Genomic DNA, 22,056 nt, shown 5'->3' with positions numbered 1-22,056 from the left:
GCATACTGGTTTAATAATGTTAGCTATGCGTCATTGTTTAAAGAGGAAAAACGGGTGAATTTTTATGTTGCACGTCAACCAATATTAACAAAATCAAAAGAGTTATACGCATATGAATTATTGTTTAGAGATAGTTTAGATAATGTTTTCCCTAATATTAACGATAATGAAGCAACAGCAAAATTAATTGAAGGGCTCGAGTTCAACTTGGGACTAAGCAATCTAACAGAGGGTTCACTGGCCTTTATTAATTTTACCCACGAATCATTGTTAAAACGATACCCACTATTATTACCGAAAGAACATATTGTTGTTGAAATATTAGAAACAGTTAAGCCAGGGAAAAAATTACTCGGAGTTTGTATTGAGCTCAAAGAAAAAGGCTATACCATTGCCTTAGACGACTATGAGCATAAGCCAGTCTGGCTGCATTTTTTTCCATATGTAGATATAATCAAAATTGACTACTCGCTAACCTCCCCTCTTCAGTTTGAGCAAATAGTCATGATAGTAAAAGATTTTCCACACATTAAATTGTTAGCAGAAAAAATAGAAACCTACAAAGAATACCAACACGCATTAGAGATAGGGTGTGAGTATTTTCAAGGTTATTTTTTTAGCAAACCAGAGATGGTTAAAACCGTTGCATTTACCCCTTCACAGTTATCTGTCGTGAACTTAATGTCAGAATCAAATAAAAGCTCCCCTGATGTTAGTATTATTACTTCCATATTTGAAGGTGACGCTAATTTATCTTACAAACTACTTCGGTATGCACAATCTCCAATATTTAAACGAAGTATTATGATAGAGAACATTAAGCAAGCTGTTCTAGCACTTGGAATGCAAGAGTTACAACGCTTCACCTCATTACTCTTTAGCGCTCAGTTTTCCCAAGAGAAGCCAAGAGAATTGACCGTGATGGCACTTGTAAGAGCAAGGTTTTGTGAGTTGATGGTCTTAAAGAACTCACCACAGAACTCGCAATCGTCGGCATTTTTGATGGGGTTATTGTCTTTACTAGATGCTATGGTTGATGGGGATTTACAGGAACTAGTTAATAAATTACCACTATCTACAGAGCTAAAAGATGCCATCGTTTATCGTACTGGAACCTATGCAGAACTTTTAAAGCTATGTGAATTATATGAAAAGGCTGCATGGCAAAGCATCAAACAGTATTGCCTAGAATTACAAGTTGATTACGACACATCTGCTGATATCTATGAAGAATCTCTAATATGGTCATCGAAAAGAATGGACGCCCTACACTCTTAATGCATCAGAAATTAAAAGAAAGAAAATACTTTTATCTTTAATAATAAATACAATTTTACTATTTTTTTTGTTATGGTTCTAACTATAGAATTAATTAATATAACCCCTCAAACTTTAGCGTGAGAAATCTATGTCAACCTCGATACCTACTGTGACACATTTAAAACAACTTGAAGCGGAAAGCATTCATATATTCCGTGAAGTAGCAGCTGAATTTGATAATCCAGTAATGCTGTATTCTGTCGGAAAGGACTCATCAGTACTATTGCATTTAGCAAGAAAGGCTTTTGCTCCTGGTAAAATACCTTTTCCTTTATTACATGTAGATACAACTTGGAAGTTCCAAGAAATGATTGCCTTTCGCGATGAAATGGCTAAAAAACATGACTTGAACCTATTAGTACATATCAACCCAGATGGTTTAAAAATGAATGTGGGGCCATTTTCTCATGGTAGTGCTAAGCACACTGACATCATGAAAACCGCTGGCCTTAAGCAGGCTTTAGACCACTACAAGTTTGATGCCGCTTTTGGTGGGGCAAGAAGGGACGAAGAAAAATCTCGAGCTAAAGAGCGTGTTTATTCATTCCGTGATGACAACCATAGATGGGACCCTAAAAATCAACGCCCTGAGTTATGGAATGTATATAATTCCCAAGTCAACAAAGGTGAAAGCATACGTGTATTCCCCATGTCAAATTGGACTGAGTTAGATATCTGGCAATATATATACATGGAGAACATTGAAATTCCTTCTCTTTACTTGGCGAAACCACGCCCAGTTGTAGATAGAGATGGAGTATTGATTATGGTTGATGATGATCGCATGCCATTAGAAGATGGCGAGACGCCAGAAATGAAATCTGTGCGTTTTAGAACCTTAGGTTGTTACCCTCTTACAGGTGCAGTCGAATCAACTGCCGCAACCTTACCTGAAGTAATTCAAGAAATGCTTTTAACTAAAACTTCTGAAAGACAAGGTCGAGTTATTGACCATGATTCATCTGGCTCGATGGAGAAGAAAAAGATGGAAGGGTATTTCTAATGGAAACCAACATTGTTTGGCATCAGCATGATGTAAACAAGACACGGCGAGCTACTGCCAAAAACCAAAAGCCCTGCGTTTTATGGCTAACAGGATTAAGCGGCTCTGGCAAATCGACGATTGCCAACTTATTAGAAAAAAAATTAGCCGAACATAGCAAACACACCTATTTACTAGATGGAGATAATGTTCGTCATGGCTTATGTGGCGACCTCACCTTTAGCGATAAAGACAGAGTCGAAAATGTTCGTCGTGTTGGTGAAGTGGCAAAGTTATTTGTTGATGCTGGTGTAATAGTGCTTACCGCCTTTATTTCACCTTTTAAAAGTGAACGTGATTTTTGTCGTAATTTACTTGAAGAACTCGAATTCATTGAAGTATTCATTGATACCCCTATCGAAGAGTGCGAAAAGCGTGACCCAAAAGGGCTATATCAAAAAGCTAGGCAAGGTGAAATTAAAGACTTTACAGGAATAGACTCTCCTTATGAAGCGCCAGAATCCCCTGAAATAACGCTGACCTACACTGGCCAAAGTGCAGCAGAATCTGCAGAACAACTTTTTGACTTACTTAAAGAAAAAGGAATTATTGACTGATGTTAGATGAAAAGCTTATTCAAAGCGTAATTGAGATCACCCATCAAGCGGGTGACAAAATTATGGAAATATATGAAAGAGACTTTGCCATTTACGAAAAGTCAGATGAAAGCCCATTAACGGAAGCAGACCTTGCTGCCCACAATTGTATTGTGGACGGTTTAACATCCGTTTCCAATCTGCCTATTTTATCTGAAGAGTCAGCAAATATCCCTTGGGATGAACGCGATAAGTGGTCAAACTATTGGTTAGTTGATCCTTTAGATGGTACTAAAGAATTTATCAAGAAAAATGGTGAATTCACCGTTAATATAGCTTTGATAAAAAATGGCGTTCCTGTGTTCGGCGTTGTCTATGCCCCAGTCCTTGAACAGACCTATGTTGGTGTTGCTGGGCAAGGAGCTTATAAAATTACTTCAGGGGTTAAAGCTGCAATAACCCCTAAAGTAAGAGAAGCGGGCGAAACGTGGAAAATAGTAGGAAGTCGTTCTCACCAAAGTCCAGAAATCAAAGCGTTACTTGATTCTTTGGACGGAGAAACAGAGCTCGTGGCTATGGGAAGTTCCTTAAAGCTTTGCTTAGTAGCAGAAGGGGCTGCACATTTGTACCCTCGATTAGGTCCTACATCTGAATGGGATACTGGCGCCGCGCAAGCAGTAGTTGAGGCTGCAGGTGGTAAAGTAACCATAATAGAAGACTCAACAGATGCTTTAAAGGCAGATGCTGAACCTCTTAAATACAATCAAAAAGATTCCGTTTTAAACCCTTATTTCTTAGTGAGTTGCTGATTATGAATAGCGAAAATACTTTATTACAATCAGATATCTTAGGATATCTTGAACAACATGAAAAGAAAGACATGCTCCGGTTTTTAACTTGCGGTAGTGTGGATGATGGTAAAAGTACTTTAATAGGTCGTTTACTACACGACTCAAAAATGATCTTTGAAGATCAATTAGCAGCCATAACTAAAGACAGTAAAAAGGTAGGGACTACAGGAGAAAAAGTAGACTTAGCGCTTTTAGTTGATGGGTTACAGTCAGAACGTGAGCAAGGTATCACTATAGATGTTGCCTATCGTTATTTCTCAACTGACAAACGTAAATTCATTATTGCTGATACTCCAGGCCATGAACAATACACTCGTAATATGGTTACTGGTGCTTCAACCTGTGATGTAGCTATTATTTTAATCGACGCTCGTGGAGGGGTTAAAACTCAAACTCGTCGCCACTCGTTTTTAGCATCTTTGCTTGGAATCAAGCATGTCATAGTTGCAATCAATAAAATGGATCTGAAAGACTACAGTGAAACTGTGTATGAAGATATTAAAAAGGATTACTTAGTTTTTGCTGAAGAGTTGGAAATACCTGACATTCAGTTTATTCCTTTATCTGCTCTAGATGGCGATAACGTTGTTAACCCAAGCGAAAATACACCTTGGTATAAGGGTGAAACCTTAATGACCATGCTGGAAAACATAGAAATTAATGATGACATTAATGCTGATGACTTCCGCTTCCCAGTTCAATACGTGAATCGTCCCAACCTAAACTTCAGAGGGTTTGCTGGTACTGTTGTCTCAGGTCAGATAAAGCCGGGGGATGAAATAACCGCTCTTCCTTCTGGTAAAACGTCAAAAGTCAAAGCATTAGTTAATTTTGAAGGTGAACAAGCGTTAGCTTATGCACCGCTTACAACCACCATCACTCTTGAAGATGAAATAGATATTTCTCGTGGCGACATGATAGTAAAAAGTGATAATTTGCCACTGCATTGTAATACCTACCGTACTAATTTAGTTTGGATGGACGAAGAGCCTATGATGCCTAATAAGCAATATGGTTTTAAATTCGCCACTAAGTTTGTACCTGGCAGTGTTACTAATGTTGATTACCAAATTGATGTAAATTCAATGGAACAAAAAGACGCGGTAAGACTGGCGTTAAACGAAATTGCAGTAGGGACTATTAAGCTAACCCAACCTGTAGCTTGTGACCCATATACTCGTAACAGAACTACCGGCGCATTTATCATTATTGATAGGTTAACCAATGGAACTGTGGGCGCAGGTATGATAATTGACGCTGCAGAAGAAGCTAATGAAAGTCAATTCTCAGAGTTTGAATTAGAGTTTAATCAACTGGTCAGAAAGCACTTCCCCCATTGGAACTCTACTGATATCAGTAAACTTTAGACTAGCAAGATAAAACAATATGGATATTAACCAGTATCTGGTATTAGCTATTTTTGCCGGTACTATATTGGCGCTCGTTACTACTAACGCGCGCCCATCTCTTATCTTTGCAGCTTCATTACTGTCTCTTATTGCTAGTCAACAACTAGTAATAATAGATGTAATACATAACCTTACCAACCAAGGCTTAATAACCTTAATATTACTGCTTTTAGTGAGCTCAGCTGTTGATAAAACGTCACTCATTAAGCGACTTGGTCGAACATTAGTAACAGCAAGCTTCAATAGTAGTTTTTGGCGACTATTTGGTTTAACTTTTATATCGTCAGCGTTACTTAACAATACTGCGATTGTTGCTAGCCTGATTGGCCCAGTTAAACAAAATCAATATCATCATGCGTCACGGTTACTTATTCCCCTATCCTATTCAGCCATTTTAGGAGGAACTGTCACTCTCATTGGGACCTCTACAAACCTAATAGTAAATAGTTTTCTGATTGAACACGGACACCCCGGTTTTGCATTTTGGGACTTTACCCTTTATGGACTTATAGCTGGTATAAGTTGTGGCGTTCTAATGTTTCTACTTACCCCTTTCTTACCAGAAATAAGCAACAAAAGTTCTCAGTATCATAGCTACTCCATAGAAGCTGATGTTAATGCAGACTCAGAGTTAGTAGGTAAAACAGTTGAAGAAAACCATTTAAGAAACTTACCTGAGCTGTTTTTGATAGAAGTCGCGCGTAAAGGAAAGCTAATAACTCCAGTCAACCCAGATTTGACCATACAAGCAGGTGACAAATTAATATTCTCTGGAAATATACAGAAAGTTGATAACCTAAGTCATATAAAAGGCTTAAAGCTATTTGCTGAATCTAATGGTTTGCTCAGAGATAATCTTACCGAAGTCATTATTTCTAATCGTGCTCAAATCATTGGTCAAACTATTAAGGCACTTGGCTTTAGAGCTTTATTTGATGCCGCAGTAGTGGCGATAAGGCGAGATGGAGAGTCACTATCAGGAAAACTAGGAGAGATTAAACTACAAGCTGGCGACTTTTTGCTGTTAGCTACCGGTCCAGATTTTATGCAAAGACATAACTTAACTAAAAATTTCTTTATTCTTTCTGAAAAAAAGGTACCAACAAAACTAACAAAACATCAAGAGTGGGTTACGTTAGGTGGATTCTTAATAACGGTTGCTCTTGCAGCCACATCTGTTTTAAATTTGGCAACTGGCCTACTTTTTTTCATATCAACCTTAGTTCTTAGCCGAGTTACATCAAGCAATGAAATAAAGCGCAATATCCCTTTAAACCTTATAGTTGTCATTATAGGAGCCTTGAGTCTTGCCACTGCCTTGGAAAAATCGGGTGTTATTGCTACCTTAATGGATTTAGTGGGTCCTTGGGCATTGTCAATAAGTCCTGTATGGGCTTTAGTGGCAGTTTATTTGTTGACCTTGCTTCTTACTGAATTAGTAACCAATAATGCAGCAGCAGCGCTTATGTTTCCTTTAGCATATGGGTTAGTTGAAACCTTAGAGGTACCATTGATGCCGTTTGCTTTAGCAGTGGCATTTGCAGCTAGCGCTAGCTTTATTTCACCTTATGGATACCAAACAAACCTTTTGGTGTTTAGTGCGAGTAATTATAAGTTCAAACACTTTATAAAATTTGGGCTACCGATATCTGCTTGTTATTCTACAATAGTTCTTGTGTTGTTAAGTTATAACTATAATTTAAATTAGACTAAGATTAGATTTAAACGAATTTAAATAATCTATCTTTTAAAATAGTAAAACTATTTTATATAAGAATGATTAATGTGAGAACTTCATGTATCAATTAATTTACATTAGCGAAAAATCTCAACATTTTAAACTAAGCGACATTCCTCGAATTCTCAAAAGTGCAATGAAAAATAACGAGTTACTGAATGTAACAGGGCTTTTATTAAACTTGCCTCACCACTTCATTCAAGTGTTAGAGGGTAACCAATTAGATGTAGAGTCAATTTTCTCGAAGATTAGTGATGATAGTAGGCACGACAACATTCGATGTATATACAAACAGTCAATAATGATAAGGGAATTTGGAGATTGGTCTATGGGGTTTTCTGCCGAATTAGCCGAAGAGATTATTCAAGACACCACTCATGTAGTCAATGAGTTTGCGCGAAAACAGACTTTTTCTAATATCCAAGTAAACGGTTTAAAATTTTTATTAAAAAGTCTTAACTCTGCACCTACAACATCTTGAATAGTAACGCTTTAAAGAGCCGTTTTAGTCGATCCTGATACGGCTATGTTAATTTCAGCCATTTCTTTAGGGGTTAAATTCCGCCAATGGCCAGGCTTTAATCCTGCCAACCTTACCGACATAATTCGATTACGCTTGAGTTGTGTCACTTCATATCCGAGATACTCACACATACGACGAATTTGACGATTTAGGCCTTGAGTTAAAATAATCCGGAATACCATTTTACTTTGCATTGTTACCTTACATGGCTTGGTCACTGTATTCAAAATGGGGACACCTTTAGCCATTTTACCTATAAAACTGTCAGTGAGAGGACGATTCACAGTGACCACATACTCTTTATCATGAGCATTTTCGGCTCGAAGGATTTTATTTACGATATCTCCATCACTAGTCAAAAAGATGAGTCCTTCAGAAGGTTTATCTAACCGACCAATTGGAAAAATTCTTTCCTTGTGCCCAATGGCATCAATAATATTACCTTTTATATGTCGTTCAGTAGTGCAAGTTACACCGACAGGTTTATTGTAGGCGATGTATATACGGTCTGTTTTGTCGCTGGCACTAGCACTAATAGCGTTTCCGTCGACAGTAACAATATCTTCCGAAGAGACTTTTGTGCCAAGCTCTGGTATCTGTCCATTTATTTGCACCCGCATTTGCTCAATTAACTTATCTGCTTCTCTACGTGAACAATGCCCCGAGTCACTAATAAATTTATTTAATCGAATTAGAGTACTCATTAAGATACAAACACTCTTTCAACTCTCTCAAGCAAAGGTTTATCTGTTTCACTTAATTCTCCGCCTTTAATCCAATCCACTAACAAAGTATTTAACTCCAAACTATCGCCTGTCTGCAGTCTATGTGCCATCAATTCCATTTGTACTTGCTTACGTTTACTTTGCTCTGAAACAGGAGAAGGTTTATCGGCGATCACCTCCATTTTTAAAGTAATTTCATCTCGGTCGGCTAGAGCGGGGGCTTTAGTAAAGCCTGATTGCCAGTTCTTTCTAAGATCAGTAACATCTGGTTTATTGGCTCCTTGCTCCCAACACCTTAATGCCTCAAATAACCGAACATATTCTTTAGATTTTTCATTTTTAGTTAGTTCGGACAGTTTTTTCTTTTGATTCTCAAATAGTCCATTAATCTCACTTTCTAATTCATTACGGATACTGCTTGGTAGAGACGTAAGTGATTCTCGAACTGCAGGGGCACCTTGTAAAGCTAGTATTAATTCAGCTTTGCCCTTGGCCTCAGTCAAATTCGATTTAAGCGTACTTACTTTTAATTTCAATTGTTTAATTTGTTCTTTAACCTCAAGCTTATGCTGCTGGTTTAATTCAGCTCTTTTAGTGAACAAGTTGTCGTTTGCCTGTCTAAACGCCTGCCATAAATCAGCTTCGGCTTTTCTGCCTGCGTGCTCGATACTCTTCCATTTTTCTTGTAGTTTCTTAGCTTGTTCAATGGCTTCTGTGATAGGTTCTAGTTCAATCAACAACCTAGCTTGGTTCAACAATGTTTGCTTTTGCTTGGCATTATCATTGTGAAACTCACTGATTTTCAGTTTAAGTGGCGCGACTAATGTTTGATATTTCTCATAAAGTTCTTTTCGTAATTTGAAGTCAACTTCTCCAACATTTCTCCATGTTTGTTGAACATGTCTTAATTTTTTAGCTAGTTCCATTATAGAACTATCAGCTTTAGATAACCCTTTAAGATCTGCAAGTACCTGCATTTTCAGCTGTAAATTCGCTTCACGCTGTTTCTGTTGTTCATCATAATGCTCTCTGCATGGTGAAAAAGCCGCTTCAATTGCAACCTCAAATGCATCGTTAAACACTTGATCCGACTCCGTTTCAGTTTTTCCTAAGCTATTCCATTGGCTACGTAACACTTTTATTGCTTTCGCTTGAGCACCAACATTTAAAGGGTTTGCAATTAATCTATCAACCTCTTTTAATAATGCAGGTTTACGCGGTGCACAAATATAATCTTGCCAGTCCTTTAGATTTTCAATTTGCTGTTGTACGTCTGAGTAGGTTTTATGCAATTGTGCTTGCTGCTTTTCATTTAATCGGTCAAACCAAACTGTTACCTTTCGATACAACCCCATAGCTGCTTTAAATTTACCTTGCCGCACTAAACTATCTATGGATTTAAGCTTGTTCCTGCAGCGGTTAAGTTCACTACTAAGTTCTGTGCGTAAATCAGCAATGGCTTTCCCCCAAGCTTTTGATTGTTTATTCCAACGTACAATCAACTCATTTGGTAACTGGCTATGGTTTCCACCATTAAGAGCCCGCCATTTTTGATTAACGTCGTTTAGATGCTCTTGTGAAGCATCAACTTGACTTGAGTCACTTGGTAACGCTAGCCCTTCAAACTGTTCAAGCATAACCCGTACAGCATGAATTTTAACCTGAAATTCCGGTAAGTGACTTAATGTATTTAAGGTGCTGTTGACCCTATTGTTTAAACTTTCAAGCTGCTTATGTTTCTTTTGTTCATCCGCAGGAGCCTGACTAATAAGGTCCTGTACTGCACTACTACTTTGCCTTAAAGTTTGCTTAAAACTATCTACCTCACCAGAACTAATCTCACTTATCCGAGTGTCTAATTCTGTGCTGATGGCTTGCAAATGTCTTTCGACATCTGCTGTAATTGTGTCAACAGCGCTTTTTAATTCTAATTTAGCTTGTTGTGCCATCCAAACAGGCTTCAATATCTCAAAATTGCGGTCAACTTTACTTGAAATATCAATATATTTTTGTTGAATTTCAGACACTTTGGTTTCACTCAATTTGTCAAAGTTTACAGCTAAATTGGTGTACTCTTGATTAAGCTCTTGCCGTCTAATTTGCACGTATTCAAAATCTTGAGAATCTTTCAACGCTAATAAGCAAGACAATAACATAGTGACTTTTTGCTCAGTTTCCACTGGAATTTTTTCAAGCTTTAACCACAGCGATAAAAGCTCTTTTGCTTTAGATTTAACCGCTAAAGTTGGAGTTTTCTTAATAAATTTATTTAATAATTTACGATTACTGGCTACATCTTTAAGACTGCTTAAAATCTCAAACTGTAAAGTCTCATTTTGAGTATTCAAAAACACTTTATCTCTGAGTAAAGGTCTATCTACTTTAGCAAGTAAGGTAATAACTAGCTCTGCGTCATTCTGCACCCAAGGCTGTAATATTATCTTTTCCAGTAAAGCATTGTCTTTCACTTCCAGTACTACATTACGCCTTTGTGAAGCGGTTAAAATAGTATTGTCCTCAGATAACAAAACAGTTTCTACATATTGCACAGACTTACGACGCACAAGTTCATTTTTAGCAATTTCCGACATTTTGTACCACAATACGAAACTGTCTAACTTATGCAACGCGGCCAAACTAACTTTGGGCTCTGCATCATTGAATGCTAGTTCATGCAAAATTGATTTTTGTTCAGAAGCCTGATTATTGAGGGTTTCTATAGCTTCTATTCTTACCAAAGGATCAGGGCTCAGATGTTTGGCCCGAAAGAGTCTCTTAAATATCATCCTGTTTAAACCGTGCGATTGTTTGGCCTTGATTAGCCTTTGTGTTAAATTCTTGCTTAAATGATTCACGACTTTTGTGGACAATTTCACCATTCGCCCCCACTGTCATATGTTGTTCTGACTTCAAAACCTTAGCCTGATACATCATTACCGCCTGCATACTTATTTCTTTCTGCTGTTCAGTCAAAGGTGAGCCATCTAACCACTTCCCAGTTTCTACACTTTGTAATAATTTTTGATAAACCTGTTCAGACATATTTTGCAATAGCATTTCACTGTACATATTAATTAGACCTTTTCAAGAATACTAAACGCACCCTGTTAACTATGTACCAAACAAATCCAACAATTGCACAGCCAATAGCGACAGTATGTTGCAACTCACCTGGAAGTGCGCCCCCCCAATACATAAAGCCAAACCCAGCCACAAATAACAGCATGGCAACCATTGACTGAGTTTGAATACGTTGGCTCTCCAGATATTTATTAAGGTTTTGCTTACGAGCTATATCTTCAGCACTTGCCTCTCCTAATGTAAAACCACAATGCTGGCAGCTTTGGGATTTATCAGAAATTTTATGATTACAACTTGGGCAGTTTATTAATGCCATTTTATACTCCTACTACACTGAAAAACGCGGCTTATAGCCGCGCCTTTTAATTCAATAAACTCAAAGCTTACTTTTGTTCTTTATTAAATCTGTCCCAATAATCTGTTACAGAATCTTTCATTTCTTTGCGCAATAGAAAAATTCCAAACAAGTTAGGCAAGGTCATAACGACTATAGCGACGGCAGATAATGTCCATACAAGAGTAGTGTCAGATACAGCGGCCCATACAAACCCTGCTACATAAACAACTCTATACGGCATTACTGAACGAGGCCCGAGCAAATAAGTCATCGCCCTATCACCATAATATGACCAAGCAATAGCGGTTGAAAAAGCGAAAAGTAATAGACCAATTGAGACAATATATTTACCTGATTCACCGAAAAAACCTTTGGTAAATGCGAGGGCTGTTAAACTTGCTGAGTGAATCAGAGATTCTCCAGTGACTAGTATAGAGTCTTTCATTAAATAACCATCTATCACTTTTAACGTACCGGTATAGTTGTCAACAGGCTCACCAATTGAAAAAGTCACGTTTTCAGCAAAAGATCTGGCATTAATGATAGTAAACCCAGTATTTACAGCCTTACCATTAACCACTTGAATATCCCCAGTGTAATCAGTAACACCGTGTCCATCAATGTCATTAATATAAGCAAACAATGTCTCCTTATCAGACACATCTGACTCGACATACGTGCCTGCAAGAATACGCATGTCAGATCGATCAAACGTGTTCATATGCTTCTCTTTCCAAACACCAGAAGACAATATTACTAAACCTGTGATTGTACAAATAATGATGGTATCTATGAAAGGTTCAAGAATTGATACCATTCCTTCAGAAACTGGTTCATCCGTCTTAGCGGCCGCATGAGCAATTGGCGCAGAACCTTGCCCTGCTTCATTTGAGAATAGCCCTCGGTTTACACCACGATTAAAGGCATACGCTATAGTCGCCCCTAAAAATCCTCCTGTCGCAGCCGAGCCCGTAAAGACATCCGAAAAAACAGAGACAAAGGCAGGACCTACATTTTCTAAATTAGCAAAGATGACCGCAAATGCCCCTACTATATAAATTAAAGCCATTAAGGGTACAATCTTCGAGGTCACAGCAGCAATACGAGTGATACCACCTAATATGACTAAAGCCAGCAAAACTCCAAGTACACTGCCTACCATTAGAGGTTCAAACCCAAACGTCGACTCAATACTCGTAGCTATCCCATTACTCTGGGGTAAGTTTCCTGTACCAAATGAACTGATAACTGTTGCAATTGCAAAAGCGACAGCCAACCATTTCATATTCAAGCGTTTGTCCATGTAATACATGGGGCCGCCAGCCATTGAACCATCTGGAGTTTTATCACGATATTTATGAGACAAAGTTACTTCAACAAATTTAGTCGTCATCCCAAAAAAAGCAGTTGCCCACATCCAAAATAGTGCAGCGGGCCCACCTAGAAATAAGGCAAAAGCCACTCCACCTATATTACCCGTTCCAACCGTTCCAGATAAAGCAGTAGTTAACGCCCTAAAGTGACTTGTATCACCTGGGGAGTTAGCTTTATCGTACTTTCCAGTAACAACTTTCCAAGCATGCTTAAAATATCTAACTTGTGGAAATTTAAGATAAATAGTGAAAAAGAAACCAGTGCCTAATAACACATAAGGGAACCACCAAGCTCCACCTAACATACCATCCATTGATTTCAATATATTATGAAATGCTTCCAACGTTTTTCCCCTTTATTAATTTATATTTTTAATTTTTTTGTTTTAACTATCGAAGCATATCAACAACTGAGCGCATGGCAACCATCACATCTTCACCAAGTTGTTTACTTCGCTCTGGTGACCACCCAAAAACGACATCTGGCAACTCGACATTATCTTTAAAAGGCATTTCTAAAGTATATGACAAACAATCAAATTCATGGCCAACTGCATTTGCCGCCACAGTTAAATTCCCCTTTCCAGGTTCATCTTTTTCGTACCCATGTATATCTTGGAATTCTGGAGTGGCCATCAACAATGCCTGTTTAAAAGTATTTTCTAAGTTTTTCAATCTTTCATTATACTTCGGATTGCCCTCACAACCAGCTACGAAATTATAAGGTAAGGCTTCGTCTCCATGAACATCTAAAAACATATCGACACCCGTTTCCTGCATTTTTTGCTTAATGAGGAATACTTCTGGGCTGTTTTCCATTGATGGAGCTTGCCACTCACGGTTTAGGTTCACCCCTTTGGCGTTTGTTCTTAAGTGACCCCGGGCAGAGCCATCAGGATTCATATTCGGCACCACATAAAAAACGGCTTTATCTAATAACCACTTAGCTAACCCATCATCTTCATCTAAAAGGCGATGTAAAACCCCCTCTACTAACCATTCTGCCATGGTTTCACCAGGGTGTTGCCTTGCAGTAACCCATATTGACTTTTTCCCATCCGCTGGCTCACCAATAACAAGTAGAGACATGTCGCGACCATCTAATGTTTCCCCCAAATGATACGGCTTACAAAACGAAGATAGCTGCGACCATGCTAACAAATCTAAATGACGTTCATAACTGTAAGGAGTGAAATATGCGTAATATACTTGTGAAAACTCTGGGGTATGGTGAATGCTCAAATTGTCACCATCAAACTTAGTTTCAACTCTAAACCACTCCTTACGATCATAAGAAGCAACAGCCTGAAAATCGACCCAACCATCTGGGTACGCTGACTTTGCCAAGTCTTGTATTGTAATAACGTGAGACACAAAAGGTTGTGAATCTAACTTAAAATGAAACCATTGATAGAATGTAGATTGGTTGTCTTTACGAATACTGAGTTGAATATCTTGAGGTGACTCTGCATTGATAACATGAATATTTCCGCTATCAAAATTACTACTTATTCTCACATTTTATTCCCATAAGAGGTTAACCAATGTAATTTATCATAGTCACAAAAAAAGGACTACAAGAGTCCTTTTTTTGTGACTGAATTCTATTAGCTGGCTTTCAACGATATAGGCAAGGTTGGATAAAACAAATTTGCCATATGTTGCACGACCTTTAATACTTGGCAGCTATAGCCAAATTCATTGTCATACCAAACATATAACGTAGCCCTATTACCCGCGACAATGGTAGCTTGTGAATCTACCACAGAAGGAGCCCGAGTACCGACTAAGTCAGTAGATACAATCTCTTTTGACGCAGTAAGGTCGATTTGATGCTGTAAAGGTGAAAACAATGACGTATCTCTCAAGAAAGCGTTGACCCCATCTTTTGTCGTTTCGTTGCGCATATGTAAGTTTAGAATTGCTAAAGAAACATTTGGCGTGGGCACTCTAATCGCACTGCCAGTTAATTTGCCAGCCAAAGTTGGGTACGCCTTAGCAACCGCCTTAGCCGCTCCCGTTTCTGTTATCACCATATTCAATGGCGCACTGCGCCCCCTGCGATCACCTTTATGGAAATTATCAATCAAATTTTGATCATTTGTGAATGAGTGCACCGTTTCAACATGCCCACTATCAATACCATATTTCTCATCCAACGCTTTGAGGACAGGTGTAATTGCATTGGTGGTACAACTAGCAGCAGATAAAATCACATCATCTTGGGATATATCTATATCGTTTACACCATAAACAATGTTTTTAATGTCTCCTTTCCCTGGTGCAGTTAACAGTACTTTTTTAGCTCCTTTAGACTTCAAATGCTGCCCTAAACCTTCCTCATCCCGCCACATCCCAGTGTTATCAACGACAATCGCATTGTTAATACCATATTGGCTGTAATTAACATCGGAAGGGCTGTTGGCATATATAACTTGAATGTAAGAGCCATTAGCTTTTATGGCATTTTTCTCTTTATCTATGGTAATACTTCCATTAAAAGGGCCATGTACAGAGTCACGTCTTAAAAGACTTGCACGTTTTTCTAGATCACCCTCTTTTCCACCACGCACAACAATGGCTTTTAGGCGAAGTTTATTGTTAGTCCCCTGTCTTTCAATCAAGAGTCTCGCTAAAAGCCTACCAATTCGACCAAATCCATACAAAACAACATCTTGAGCTTCTTGCTCATCAGTTTGATTTACAATACTACTAAGCTCGCTGTTTAAATAATCAGTCACTGATGTGTTTTCAAAAGCAGAGTCGTATTGATAGGCATAAGCTAACTTACCAATATCAATTTTTGCTGGGGCCAACTGCATCGTGTTCAACGCTTCTAATAGTGGCCAACTTTCTCTTAGCCTAAGTTTATTTTTTTCTTTTAACCTAACCGAGCGGTGAGCTTTAATAATTTCAATCGCACTTGCACCTAACAGAGGTTTACCATACACAAAAATTTCAATCGCCCTATTTCGATATAACCTCCCTAAAATGGGTTGCATTTGCTCAGCGTATTCCTGTCTTTCTTGCCAACTTTCAATCAATTTTTGTTCTAATTGCTGATTCATTAATGCTTGCCTATTTTTTGGTTAATAAGAATTTTTTAGGCATTCTAATGAAGGAATGGCATAGAGCCAAATTGTTGATTTATTACAGGTTTATTGATTTTTTTCGGATAACTACATATTTATAGGTAATAAATTTACAAGATTTACCTATAAAAACGTTAAGCTAAGAAAATCAGTCAAATTGTGCTTTAAAAAAGAAATTAGGATAAAAATTAATGAAAATAACTTTCACAAAAAAGAAGCAATAAATGTGAATTTATTGCTTTAATTAGTTAAAAATAGCTCTTAATTTAATTCGGGGGTAATCCAAGGTGAGCTTGGCCACGTTTATAATCGAGAGTTAATATGAAATGCTTAAGCACGTCATACCCTAATAGTCCTCGTACGGTAGTTCCTTTTATTCGACTAAAAGACGTATCAACTTGACTTCCAACATTAGTAATTGAACCCTCACTACCAACATCAACGGTCACATTCTCAAGTTCATAAGGTCCAATTTTAAAGGTGGGTAAACTAAACGTATCCGTAGCTCCGTGACTTATAGCCCCCTGTGACTTAGAGCTTACAACTGGATACTTGTCTAGCCAACCATTTTTGCTCGCCACTGACCTTTCAAGAAAAACACCACTAGTGGCTCCAGTATCAAGTAAAAGCCATACATCTGTTTGATTATTTAAGTTAACTTTAATTATTGGCCTGCCAGTATCCTTCTGGGATTTAACTCTTACATTTACAAAATCATGAAGCTTCATTGAGTCCCTAGTGACAAATCTCATTTTTTCATTTGGGTAATCAATTTGCACAATGTAATTTTGTAAAAATCCAGCACCAAGAACTAACGCACTATTGTCACCACCAAAATTAATACTGCCCAAACTATTTAGCTTTGTTTTTAGGCCAAACATTTCAACTGAGACACCATTATATGTTGGTCTGTTTTCTTTGCCATGCACACCTACTAATTTTATCGGTCTTCCTTCAGCAAAATCTAAATTATGTTTCCTTTTAAAGCTTTCATTTAAACCATTTATTTGCGCGCCGCTATCGACGATGGCCATGGTTTCAATACCTTCAACCAATACAGGAAATTTCATATGCCCGTTTTCTAGTGTCATGGTTACCCATTCAGAAACGCCAGCATGGAGCGAGTGACAAATAATACAAAATAAAATAGTTACTGATTTTAAAAACATGTTCATCCTTGATTAAATAAGTAAAAGTCGAATATCGCAGGTGAAAATATGAGTAAATTTACACCCAACCCATCAAGAGGACTATGAAAGTTAAATACACTCCTGTCAATTTATAACTTAGAAACAATGCCTAGCTGATTAATTAACAAACCACTCACTCTTTTTTGGCAAACTTAATGGAAACAGAATTTACGCAATATCGTTTACCAGTTGGGGCGGGACCATCGTCAAAAACATGACCTAAATGCGCATCACAATGTTTACATATAATTTCTACCCGCTGCATGCCCAAAGAGTTATCAGTTAAGTAATCAACATTATCATTTGAACTTTGCGCCGAAAAAGAAGGCCAGCCACAACCTGAATCAAATTTATCATGTGACTCAAACAACTTTTCACCACAACAAGTGCATATAAAGTCCCCTTGTGCTTTTAAATCTAATAACTCGCCAGTAAATGGTCTCTCTGTCCCTTTTTGCCTACAAACTCTATATTCTTCATTTGATAATTTCTCACGCCATTGGGAATCAGAAAGTTTCATACTTAATCCTTATAATCTAAATAGCCTATTGGGGTTTAGGCCACAATGCATTTAAACACAGCAATGCTTTTTAATACTTGTAAATGAACATCTTTCACCAATACGTTAGGTTGCAAGGCCCATTTATCATAGTGTGTATTTAACTTTAACTGCCAATTTTTATGTCGCTCAATTTTAGGAAGCTGAAAACGGACATCGTCTTCACTCGTATTAAAGACAAGTAACCAATGCTCATGTGACATACTATCAGGCCCCATGAGCTCAACTGCGAATGCTTGATTATTATAGTCTTGCCAATCGCCCTCTAACTTCCTTTCTCCATCTGGACGATACCAGCAAATCTCTTCAACATTACAACCTGTAGAGTAATGATCATCTTTAAAGTTAAGGTGATTTAGTATTGAGCTACTTTTACGTAATGCAATGACTTGCTGACAAAACGTTAGAAATTCTTGCTGAGTTGTATCTAACTTCCAATTAATCCAATTTATTTCATTATCTTGGCAATAAGCATTATTGTTACCATTTTGAGTACGACTTAACTCATCACCACCTAGTACATGCGGGGTGCCTTGCGATAACATTAAGGTGGCGAATAAATTACGTTTTTGCCGTTCTCTATATTGCTTAATTTTAACGTTTGAAGTCGGACCTTCGACACCATAATTAGCGGATAAATTGTGACCATGACCATCTCTATTTTGCTCTAAATTAGCATCGTTGTGTCTCTCCGCGTAACTCACTAAATCTTGTAACGTAAAGCCATCATGATAAGTCACATTGTTAACAGAAGTTAATATGGAGCGGCTCTCTTTTGAAAATACATCTCTTGAACCAAATAAACGAGTAGCGAAGTCACTAGTATGTCCTTTATCCCCCCGCCAGAAAGCGCGGACCGTATCTCGATATTTATCGTTACACTCAAGCCAGTTTGCAGGAAACTGTCCTAACCGATATCCACCATGACCTATATCCCAAGGCTCTGCTATTAACTTACAACCAATCAAAGTAGGATCCTGTCTGATAGTTCGGAAAAATCCAGACAGTGTCGAGAATTCATAAGGGTCTCTACCTAAGCTAGCCGCTAAATCAAATCGAAAACCATCAACTCCCATCTCTTGAACCCAATAACGTAATGAGTCCATCACCATTTTCAATACATAAGGAAAAGCTGTATTGACACTATTGCCACAACCAGAATTGTTTACATATTTTTGATAATCAATAGCTCCGTAATCATTTCTTTCAAACAAATAACATGCTGTGTTATCAAACCCTTTAAAAGATAATACAGGCCCATCTAAGCCACCTTCTGCAGTATGATTAAAAACAACATCAAGGATCACTTCAATACCAGCTTCATGTAAACGGTCAACCATGGTTTTGAATTCAAGTACGGCATCTTTCACTACATACCTAGGCTCAGGACAAAAATAATTAACTGGGTTATATCCCCAATAATTTGTCAGCCCTTTGTTGGTGATAAAAGGTTCAGGCATAAACGCAAAAACTGGCATCAACTGAATAGCCGTGACCCCTAAAGACGTTAAATGGTCAATAATAACAGGCTGACAAACACCTAAAAACTTACCTTTATATTCATCAGCAACACCAGGATGAAGTTGAGTTAACCCTTTAACATGGGCTTCATATAAAATAGTTTCATCAAGAGGTATATTGGGTTTATTGATTTTAGCTGGGGTACGTGACGGTGTCATGACTACAGCCTTTGGCATCATATCTTGACTGTCACCTTGATACTTTTTAGCATCCCAAAATAAGGGTCTATTGAGTACTTTTGCATAAGGGTCAATCAACAATTTTTTAGGGTCAAACATCAATCCGTTATGAGAGTTGTTGTCTCCATGCAATCGAAACCCATAAAGCTGCCCAGCGTCTACTCCACAAATAAAACAATGCCAAATCTTCCCGGTTTTAGCGGGTATTGGAATACAGGATATTTGCTTTTCAGTTCTACTATCAAACAAACAAATCTCCACAACCTCAGCATCTGGGCAGTGCACCGCAAAATTACAGCCCGAATCATTTAGCGTGGCTCCTAACGGATGGCTAGCTCCTGGTAAAACCTGATACTGAGACATGAATTAGCCTTTAAATAGAATAAATAAACTTGCCAATGGCGGCAGACTCAAAGAAATAGAATAAGGTTGCCCATTCCATGCATCGCCCTCCCCTTGATATGTCTCCTGAGTGTTATAAGCACTACCCCAATATTTTTCATCATCGGAACTTAAAAGTAACTGATACTCGCCTAAATCCTGAACTCCTAACTTAAAATTATCGTAGGGTACTGGGGTAAAGTTAACAACAAAGTATATCTTCTGTTTTGCATCATTAGACTTTCTTAGTACAGAAAGTACACTCTGCTGAGCATTGCCATGCTCAATCCACTCAAAACCTTTATGGTCATGATCTAACTCATATAAAGCTGGATATTTAACATAGATTTTATTTAGATCACGATATAGAGATTGAATACCTCTGTGTTTATCAAACTCCAACAGGTGCCAATTTACTGAGCTGTCATGATTCCACTCTTCTGCTTGACCAATTTCATTCCCCATAAAATTTAACTTTTTACCTGGATGGGCATACATAAAGCCAGCATAAGCTCTTAGGTTTGCGGCTTGTTGCCACTCATCTCCAGGCATTTTTCGAAGTAAGGACCCTTTGCCATGTACAACTTCATCATGAGAGATAGGTAAAATAAAACTCTCGTCAAAGGCATAGACCATACTAAAAGTAATTTCGTTATGGTGATAACGTCTATAAGCTGGGTCTTTAGCAATATAGTGTAATGAGTCATTCATCCACCCCATATTCCATTTAAAACCAAACCCTAACCCCCCTTCAAACACCGGCCTTGATACCTTTGAAAAAGAGGTAGACTCTTCAGCAATGGTCATTCCATTCGGATATTTCTCATAAACCGCTTTATTCATCCATTGTAATAGACTAATTGCTTCATAATTGTGGTTGCCACCATCAACATTGGGTATCCACTCACCTTTATCGCGGGAGTAATCGAGGTACAACATAGATGCAACAGCATCTACTCTCAAGCCATCAATATGGTATTTATCCATCCAAAACAGCGCATTACCTACAAGAAACTGACGCACAGTGTCTTTCCCAAAATCATAAATGCAGGAGTTCCAATCTGGGTGCCAGCCTTTACGAGGATCTTCATATTCGTATATATGGGTACCGTCAAATCGAGCCAGTCCATGACCATCTTCCGGGAAGTGAGCAGGTACCCAATCAATTATCACCCCAATTTCGTTTTGGTGGCATTGGTCAACAAAATATTTAAAATCATCAGGCCCACCAAAACGGCTCGTAGGAGAAAATAAACCTACTGGTTGATAGCCCCATGAGCCATCAAAAGGGAACTCAGAAACTGGTAATAATTCTATATGCGTATATCCCATGTCTTTGATATAAGCAATAAGATCAACAGCTAAATCACGATAACTTAAAAATCGCTTTCCAGACTCCTCGCCCGGCTTTTTCCATGAACCCAAATGCAATTCATAAATACTCATTGCTTGTTGGTATTTATCTTTATGGGGTTGTCTTTGCCACTTGCTATCGTTCCAATTGTATTCTTGATGGTCATATACAATAGATGCATGCGAAGGGTACTGTTCAGCCAAAAAACCAACAGGATCCGCTTTATGAGGCAATTCATGCCCCATTGCATCCTTCAACTGATATTTATACTTTGCCCCAGCTTTTATTCCTGGAACCACTAATACCCAATACCCAAAGTCCGTTTTTTGCATTGGAAGGCATGAACCATCCCAATAATTAAAATCACCTATTAAAGAAACAGCAGATGCATTAGGTGCAAATACGGCAAAACGAGTGGCTTGGATTGGGGATTCTAAACCTACATCTAGGTTTATTAATTGAGCACCTAATTGCTGATATATGTTCTCGGGTGAATGATCCACATAATGCACAGCATGGTAGGCGTGCTCTTGAAACTGATAGGGATCGATAACTTGGTACTCAGTCTCTCCATTAGTCACTTTAAACGAGTAGGCTTTAGGCTGTGTTAGAACGTTAAATTCACCTGAGAATAAATAGCTATCATTGCTTTTGGTCAATTCGCCAATAGGATCGTCAGAACTTAAATCAATTACCTCAACTTTCTCAGCATGGGGCAGCCAAGCAGTAATGACAAGTAGGGAATTCGAATTTTGAAAAGTTACACCTAAGTGGGAAAACGGAAAGGTACATTTAGCTTGAGATAACATGTTTTCTAAGAGCATATATTCGCCTTTGTCATTACG

Annotated in this window: 17 protein-coding genes and 1 pseudogene; 7 read left to right on the top strand and 11 right to left on the bottom strand. The window is 38.1% G+C overall.

Features of this window, described 5'->3' with window-relative positions; translation table 11 throughout:
- Nucleotides 1-54 precede the first annotated feature (54 nt).
- The 7 genes from ABJD71_RS08615 (at nucleotide 55) to ABJD71_RS08585 (ending at nucleotide 7,377) form a co-directional block, all read left to right on the top strand.
- A complete protein-coding gene (locus tag ABJD71_RS08615; protein WP_348167470.1) occupies nucleotides 55-1,278 on the top strand; it encodes an EAL domain-containing protein in 1,224 nt (407 codons plus the stop codon).
- 130 nt (nucleotides 1,279-1,408) lie between these two features.
- Complete coding sequence (gene cysD / locus ABJD71_RS08610) at nucleotides 1,409-2,323, top strand: sulfate adenylyltransferase subunit CysD (protein ID WP_348167467.1); 915 nt, start codon at nucleotides 1,409-1,411, stop codon at nucleotides 2,321-2,323.
- The gene (cysC, locus tag ABJD71_RS08605; protein ID WP_348167464.1) at nucleotides 2,323-2,919 is read left to right on the top strand and encodes an adenylyl-sulfate kinase; all 597 of its coding nucleotides are present in this window, start codon (nucleotides 2,323-2,325) and stop codon (nucleotides 2,917-2,919) included. The genes cysD and cysC overlap by 1 nt, the downstream gene beginning before the upstream one ends.
- A complete protein-coding gene (cysQ, locus tag ABJD71_RS08600; protein ID WP_348167461.1) occupies nucleotides 2,919-3,707 on the top strand; it encodes a 3'(2'),5'-bisphosphate nucleotidase CysQ in 789 nt (262 codons plus the stop codon). Before cysC ends, cysQ begins: the two co-directional genes overlap by 1 nt.
- 2 nt (nucleotides 3,708-3,709) lie before the next feature.
- Nucleotides 3,710-5,116 (top strand): sulfate adenylyltransferase subunit CysN, encoded by a 1,407-nt coding sequence (cysN, locus tag ABJD71_RS08595; RefSeq protein ID WP_348167458.1) that lies wholly within the window; start codon nucleotides 3,710-3,712, stop codon nucleotides 5,114-5,116.
- A 19-nt stretch (nucleotides 5,117-5,135) separates the two neighbouring features.
- Nucleotides 5,136-6,866 (top strand): SLC13 family permease, encoded by a 1,731-nt coding sequence (locus tag ABJD71_RS08590; protein ID WP_348167455.1) that lies wholly within the window; start codon nucleotides 5,136-5,138, stop codon nucleotides 6,864-6,866.
- An 88-nt stretch (nucleotides 6,867-6,954) separates the two neighbouring features.
- Nucleotides 6,955-7,377, top strand: coding sequence for a BLUF domain-containing protein (locus ABJD71_RS08585; protein ID WP_348167452.1), 423 nt, complete (start codon nucleotides 6,955-6,957; stop codon nucleotides 7,375-7,377).
- 14 nt (nucleotides 7,378-7,391) lie between these two features.
- On the opposite strand, the pseudogene rluF reads toward ABJD71_RS08585, so the two are convergent.
- The 11 genes and pseudogenes from rluF to glgB all read right to left on the bottom strand — a co-directional run.
- Nucleotides 7,392-8,123: pseudogene (gene rluF / locus ABJD71_RS08580) on the bottom strand (23S rRNA pseudouridine(2604) synthase RluF); the annotation flags it as partial.
- Complete coding sequence (locus tag ABJD71_RS08575) at nucleotides 8,123-10,930, bottom strand: DUF349 domain-containing protein (protein WP_348167450.1); 2,808 nt, start codon at nucleotides 10,928-10,930, stop codon at nucleotides 8,123-8,125. The gene ABJD71_RS08575 and the pseudogene rluF, both read right to left, overlap by 1 nt.
- Nucleotides 10,920-11,213 (bottom strand): DUF1315 family protein, encoded by a 294-nt coding sequence (locus ABJD71_RS08570; RefSeq protein ID WP_348167447.1) that lies wholly within the window; start codon nucleotides 11,211-11,213, stop codon nucleotides 10,920-10,922. The genes ABJD71_RS08575 and ABJD71_RS08570 overlap by 11 nt, the downstream gene beginning before the upstream one ends.
- A 1-nt stretch (nucleotide 11,214) precedes the next feature.
- Nucleotides 11,215-11,541, bottom strand: a complete 327-nt coding sequence (locus tag ABJD71_RS08565) for a hypothetical protein (RefSeq protein ID WP_348167444.1) — start codon at nucleotides 11,539-11,541, stop codon at nucleotides 11,215-11,217.
- Nucleotides 11,542-11,608: 67 nt separating this feature from the next.
- Entirely contained in the window at nucleotides 11,609-13,279 is a 1,671-nt protein-coding gene (locus tag ABJD71_RS08560) for an amino acid carrier protein (protein WP_348167441.1), read from the bottom strand.
- Between the two features lie 46 nt (nucleotides 13,280-13,325).
- The gene (locus ABJD71_RS08555) at nucleotides 13,326-14,453 is read right to left on the bottom strand and encodes a M14-type cytosolic carboxypeptidase (protein ID WP_348167439.1); all 1,128 of its coding nucleotides are present in this window, start codon (nucleotides 14,451-14,453) and stop codon (nucleotides 13,326-13,328) included.
- 89 nt (nucleotides 14,454-14,542) lie between these two features.
- Nucleotides 14,543-16,003 (bottom strand): glyceraldehyde-3-phosphate dehydrogenase, encoded by a 1,461-nt coding sequence (locus ABJD71_RS08550; RefSeq protein ID WP_348167436.1) that lies wholly within the window; start codon nucleotides 16,001-16,003, stop codon nucleotides 14,543-14,545.
- A 290-nt stretch (nucleotides 16,004-16,293) separates the two neighbouring features.
- Nucleotides 16,294-17,196: a pepsin/retropepsin-like aspartic protease family protein gene (locus tag ABJD71_RS08545; protein ID WP_348167433.1), complete on the bottom strand. Its 903-nt coding sequence runs from the start codon at nucleotides 17,194-17,196 to the stop codon at nucleotides 16,294-16,296.
- 154 nt (nucleotides 17,197-17,350) lie between these two features.
- Complete coding sequence (gene msrB, locus ABJD71_RS08540) at nucleotides 17,351-17,737, bottom strand: peptide-methionine (R)-S-oxide reductase MsrB (protein ID WP_348167430.1); 387 nt, start codon at nucleotides 17,735-17,737, stop codon at nucleotides 17,351-17,353.
- Between the two features lie 35 nt (nucleotides 17,738-17,772).
- Entirely contained in the window at nucleotides 17,773-19,839 is a 2,067-nt protein-coding gene (gene glgX / locus ABJD71_RS08535) for a glycogen debranching protein GlgX (RefSeq protein ID WP_348167427.1), read from the bottom strand.
- Between the two features lie 3 nt (nucleotides 19,840-19,842).
- Nucleotides 19,843-22,035: a 1,4-alpha-glucan branching protein GlgB gene (gene glgB / locus ABJD71_RS08530; protein ID WP_348167583.1), complete on the bottom strand. Its 2,193-nt coding sequence runs from the start codon at nucleotides 22,033-22,035 to the stop codon at nucleotides 19,843-19,845.
- Between the last annotated feature and the right edge of the window lie 21 nt (nucleotides 22,036-22,056).

This window comes from Paraglaciecola sp., assembly GCF_039943935.1.
In the GTDB taxonomy this organism is placed as follows: Bacteria; Pseudomonadota; Gammaproteobacteria; order Enterobacterales; family Alteromonadaceae; genus Paraglaciecola.
The sequence above is the reverse complement of the archived record's forward strand: the minus strand, read 5'-3'. Positions and strand labels throughout refer to the sequence as shown.